The organism is Methylobacterium iners (assembly GCF_022179305.1).
In the GTDB taxonomy this organism is placed as follows: Bacteria; Pseudomonadota; Alphaproteobacteria; order Rhizobiales; family Beijerinckiaceae; genus Methylobacterium; species Methylobacterium iners.
This window is the reverse complement of the sequence record NZ_BPQP01000161.1, coordinates 1-5,393: the sequence shown is the minus strand read 5'-3', so window position 1 is coordinate 5,393 and position 5,393 is coordinate 1. Positions and strand designations below refer to the sequence as shown.

Below are 5,393 nucleotides of genomic sequence, written 5' to 3'. Positions count from 1 at the left end.
ACGAGACGGGGCTGTCCACCCATCCGCAGTTGATCCGATAGTTTTGGAATGCGACTTCTAAGATGACATTTCGCTGCCGACACCTGAATGACTGATGATCGTCATGCTAAGCATGACTGTTAATGCTACGCAACACCTCAGTCAAATTTGGAGGAAGCTCCACCTTATAATCTTGAAGTAGCTTTGATGCTCTTAAAAGAACTGCTAGGTCAGAATCTAGAGTGTTAATACCCACTAGCTGTTCGTTGAGCACCCTGTTCGCGAGTAGTTCTGCCATTTCCGATATCCTAACCACAGTGTCTGAATTAGACGATGTTTCCAGTGACGCAATGTAAGTTTTAACTACACCAAATCTGCTGAATTTTTCGGGAAGGAGGGAAATTAATTCGACCAGCATCAACCGAATAAAGTGCTGAGCAAAAATGAGTAGTAGGGCTACGTAAACGAGTAGTCCTGCACCTATGGCTATGAGTAGCCTGATGAAGGCGGAAACTTCATCAAGTAGGAAAAGCCTGAGCAAGCTTACTATTGCTGCCATGGCCGCCGCGCATAGATAAGCCGGCAGCACATTGCGAACAGCGCGCCACCTTCGTACACCTGTAGCCTTTTGAACGAGGCCTAGAGCATACGGTAGGGTAACGTGTGAACGCACAGTAAGGGCGAATGCAACACCAAGAGGCCCTAACGGCAACGCGACTGCAGCTGCGATAATGTTTCCTAATGTTCCTACTAGAGAGTTGGTAAAAGTCAGGTCACTCCGTCCGGCAGCGTTCATCACCGGAGCTTCAAAATATCCTAAAGTAAGTGGACCAGCGTTCAACGATAAGCAGACGAGAACGTAGCTTGCGTCCTTCCACTGCGGTCCAAAAACAAGTGGTACAAAATCCGGGGCAATTGCTGCAATACCGAAGAATACAGGACATGATACAAAAGCGCAAACCCTTGTAAGTCGCAGATATGCGTCGCCCAACATCGTACGATCGTGTGACAAGCGGGACAAGGCCGATACTGCCGCAGATTGCATAGGCATGATGACCAAGCTGGTCAACAGTCCGAGTGATCGCCAACCAATTCTATACTGAGCGATGGCGATAGACCCTAAGTATCCACCAACAAGTAATGATGGTACCTGAGCGCTAGACTGGTTTAGAATTTGACTCCCGAGCAAACTTCCTGAAAATTTCCACAAACTACGCAAATGATGATATGAGAAATTCAAATTTGGACGAAATCCGGAGGACATCCACAGCATAATACTGGTGCCACCCACACCGACAATGCGGCTTGCGACCATCGCCCAGACGCCCCAGCCTAGAACTGCCAAGATCACGCCAACCACGCCACTAATGAAATTTGACGCTATCCCCCTCCGCGCAAGTTCTTTATGGCGGAAATCTCGGCGCAGCTTAGCAACGTGCACAGTTGAAATTGCCTCAATAAATATAAGAAAAGATAACGCCACTAGTACTCGTGAAAACTCACTTCCATGAAAAATACCGATCAGTGGAGCAACTAGAATTGATAAAATAGCAATAATAAAAATGCTAAGTATTATATTGAACCAAAACGCTGTATTGGCTACCTCTCGGTCCCAAGTCTGCCTTTGTATCAGGGCGTCTGGAATTCCCGCCACGACGAGAATGCGACTTAGATCAATGAAAACCGTGGCAAAAGCGACAATACCGAACTCAAATGGTGTGAGTAGTCGGGCCAGAGCTATGAATACAACCAGTGTTGACAAATTATTAATGACGGCAGCAATGATGGACCATAGACTGCTAGAAACAAATTTAGCTTTTAAGCTAGCCAAGGCATCACCTCTGGTGGAAAGCAGGACTTACGTGTATGCATATTTTAATGGAAGCTTGAGTAGCGATGTGTCGCCTAATAACAACAACATAAACACTTTCCAAACTCAGCGATGACGTGCAAAAACTCGGTATGACTTAACACAATCTCACTTTACCCCATTCCATGCAATGCATTGCCGCTACCGATGAATAGGCGGCCATTTGAGCACTGCGTTCAAAATCGCCGAGTAAAAAAGTAGTCGTTAGTTTCCTCGCTGGTATTGCGAAAAACAGGCGTTAGTCCGAAAGCAAGTTCTTGACAACCTCGAGGAAAAGTTTACCAGCGACACATAGCTCACGTTATACGATTAATAACATATTATCATAGAAAATTGATAAAAACTATAGAGTTTTTTAAAATATTATTGTTTTCGGCTCAACATTATTACAGGCTTTTTTGAATCATTACTTTCTCAAATATGTGTTTCTTCACAAGTTCGCGATGTTATGCATAAGCAAATGTCGTGCATAAAAATTTTTTGTGCGTGGTTAAAGAGCTACTTCGCAGAAGTTACACGCGCCGCGAAATAATTGATCTAAATCAGTTCCCTGAGCTGAGGCGTTATCAGTGAAAAGGTCACCGTGATATGAAGTTCGAATGGTGAAACGAAACGCTGCTATCATTGGGAGAGAATGCAACTGATACGCTTAGGTTATCACACCAATGGTGGCGTGAGGTAGTTGCGGATTCCACAAAATGCCATCAGTGTGTCCTGCGTCCATTCTGCCGTTGGGGGATTTCGGTGCTTAATTGGGAAGCGTTTGTCAATCAGCTCGTTGAAGAATGGAGTTCCGTTGTTAAAATTTGGACTGGGTTTCCGCGAGAATTTATTATCGTCAGCGTTGCGAGCTTGATCTTAGGGCTAATTTTAGGTTACGTTTGGCGCTCTTTGATATCCGTGAAACGGAGACGCAAAGCGAGGTTGAAGTCGGTTTGGTGAGAAGGGTCTTTCTCTGAGTACTTATTTTAAATTGCAGAGCGGTTTCTAGGGTGTTTGATACCGTGGTGTGGTGATACGATTGACCACCATGCTGCGAGGGATGTGGCTCAGGGCCAGGTTCTCCATAGAAGCGCGACCACGACGGAGGCTGTTCGTCGTGCGATCAGGCTCACGTGAAGAGAGCGTAAGAGCGCTGGCCAGGCGCTATCGCGTCAGTCCTACGATGGTGCAGAAGTGGCGCAAGCGAACGAGCACGGCGGATGCCCCAATGGGTTGACCTGACCGGCTGGTTTTGGACCGGGCTGATTGACAGGATCGGCTTGGACCGGAGGAGTTAGGGATGAAGCGGGGACAGAGGCCGAGCGCAGAGCAGGTCGTGCTGATGCTGCGCCAGATCGAGGTACAGACCGCCCAAGGCAAGAGCGTCGCCGTCGCCTGTAAGGAAGCAGATGTCTCTGAGCAAAGCTATTACCGCTGGCGCAAGGAATACGGGGGCTTGAAGGTCGACCAAGCGCGGCGGATGAAGGACCTGGAGCGTGAGAACACGCGTCTTCGCCGGCTCGTGGCGGATCTGTCTTTGGAGAAGCAGGTGCTGGCGGACGTCGCCTCGGGAAACTTGTAGCCCCCGAGCGACGCCGGCAGGCAGTTGACGCGATCCAGGAGAAATACGGTCTCTCGGAGCGGCACGACTGCCGGATCGTTGGTCAGCACCGGGGCACGCAACGCTACGTATCCACCGTGCTGGCCGACGAGGATGCGCTGACCCGTGCCATCATTGCCCTGGCGTCTGAGTACGGCGGCTCACGGCTATCGACGCGTCACCGCGCTGCTGCAGGCGGCAGGGTGGCGGGTAGGATCGGAACCCATACAACCAACTGCGATGTCGAGCGTTTTCCCTTGAGCGAATGAGGTCATGCGCTGGGGAGGTTGGGATGGCGCGTTTGTTCTGGCTGTCGGATGAAGCCTGGGCGGCGATCGAACCGCACCTGCCGCGCGGCCTTCGAGGCCGAGCCGCGCGTGGACGATCGGCGCGTGATCAGCGGCATCTTGCACGTGCTCAAGGTCGGCTGCCGCTGGCGCGAGTGCCCGGCCGAGTACGGGCCTGCTACCACGATCTACAATCGCTACCACCGCTGGGCGCAACGCGGGCGCTGGCAGCGCTTGTTTGCTCAGGTTGCTGCTGTCGGTGAGATACCCGACGAACTCGCCCTCGACACCACCCACGTGAAGGCCCACCGCTCGGCAGCCGGCGGAAAAGGTGGACGTGGGCGCAGGCGATCGGCACCTCGCGCGGCGCGCAAACAAGCAAGATCCGCTGCCTGGCCGATGATCGCGGCCGACCGGTCGCCCTCGCGCTGACGCCGGGTAGCTTCAGCGACATTCGGATGGCGCTGCCGCTACTGGAGCAGGTCGCGCTGCCCAAGCGGCTCCTGGCCGATCGAGCCTACGATGCTGATAGCCTGCGCGACTGGCTCAAGGAACGGCGGATCACACCGGTGATCCCGTCGAGCAAGGCCCGTACAGTGCCCCATCCCTACAATCGCCGGGCCTTCCACCGGCGCAACGTCATCGAGCGCCTGTTCTGCCGCATCAAGAACTGGCGGCGTATCGCAACCCGTTACGACAGGCTCGCCGCCAACTACCTCGCCGGCGTCGCCCTCGTCGCCGCCGTGACCGAGTGGGCCCAATGAGTCCCCATCTTAGCGCTCCTGCGGACGCACTCAGCACCAGAAGGCCGTGGCGGCGGCGAGCGCGACACCTGGGAGATAGTTTCGGGCGAGCTTGTCGTAGCGGGTCGCGATGGGACAGAAGTTTTTGAATCGGTTGAAGGTCGCTGGAGTGCACCCTGTTTGAGTGGACAGGTAGCTGGGTGAGTTAAGCACTCAGGCGCAGGAACTCCCGAGGGGAGAGTGACCTGACCGGTATGTTGGACCGAGCCAGTTGAGAGGCTACTGCATGGCGGCGGCCACGGGTAGTCGGAAGGCCAGGTCCGGGAACGTGACAGGCGCGGGCGGTCGATAGCCTAAAGACGAGTGCTGCCGGACGCGGTTGTAGGTGTTCTGCCAGAGGCGGATCACGGCCTGCGCCTCCTTCAGCGAGTAGAAGATTTCCTGCTTCAGGCACTCGTCCTTGAGTTTGCCGTTGAAGCTCTCACAATATCCATTTTCCCATGGTGCTCCGGGTGCGATGTACTGGATCTGCGGGGCGGTCTGGCGACCCATTTCCGGAGGACCTTGGAGATCATCTCTGGGCCATTGTCGCACCGGACGTGCTCCGGGATGCCGTGTAGGCACATCGCGTCGGCCAGCGCCTCGATCACGCCGATGCTGTTGATGCGCCGTGCCACCTTCAGCGCCAGGCAAGCGCGGCTGTGCTCGTCGATCAGCGTTAGGATACGCAGGCTCCGCCCGTCATGGGTCTGGCCCTGAACGAAGTCGAAGCTCCAGACGTGATTGCGGTGCTGCGGCCGCAGCCGCACGCATGAGCCGTCGTTCAACCAGAGACGGCTGCGCGGCTTATGTCGGCTGGGAACTTTCAACCCCTCGCGACGCCAGATGCGCTGAACCCGGTCCTTGCCTACGTAGAGGCCTCATCAGGTCCA

The 5,393-nt window shown here is 54.0% G+C and carries 1 protein-coding gene and 5 pseudogenes; 3 read left to right on the top strand and 3 right to left on the bottom strand.

The window, feature by feature from the left end; all coding sequences use genetic code 11:
* Positions 1-106 precede the first annotated feature (106 nt).
* Complete coding sequence (locus MFF55_RS26530; RefSeq protein ID WP_238247219.1) at positions 107-1,810, bottom strand: lipopolysaccharide biosynthesis protein; 1,704 nt, start codon at positions 1,808-1,810, stop codon at positions 107-109.
* A 1,083-nt stretch (positions 1,811-2,893) separates the two neighbouring features.
* Here MFF55_RS26530 and MFF55_RS26525 point away from each other — a divergent pair.
* The 3 pseudogenes from MFF55_RS26525 to MFF55_RS26515 all read left to right on the top strand — a co-directional run.
* Positions 2,894-3,065: pseudogene (locus tag MFF55_RS26525) on the top strand (IS481 family transposase); the annotation flags it as partial.
* Positions 3,066-3,131: 66 nt separating this feature from the next.
* A pseudogene (locus MFF55_RS26520) lies at positions 3,132-3,662 on the top strand (transposase); the annotation flags it as partial.
* Positions 3,663-3,723: 61 nt separating this feature from the next.
* A pseudogene (locus tag MFF55_RS26515) lies at positions 3,724-4,482 on the top strand (IS5 family transposase).
* Between the two features lie 30 nt (positions 4,483-4,512).
* On the opposite strand, the pseudogene MFF55_RS26510 reads toward MFF55_RS26515, so the two are convergent.
* Positions 4,513-4,626 (bottom strand): annotated as a pseudogene (locus MFF55_RS26510) (IS5/IS1182 family transposase); the annotation flags it as partial.
* A 114-nt stretch (positions 4,627-4,740) separates the two neighbouring features.
* Positions 4,741-5,381: pseudogene (locus MFF55_RS26505) on the bottom strand (IS3 family transposase); the annotation flags it as partial.
* Positions 5,382-5,393 lie beyond the last annotated feature (12 nt).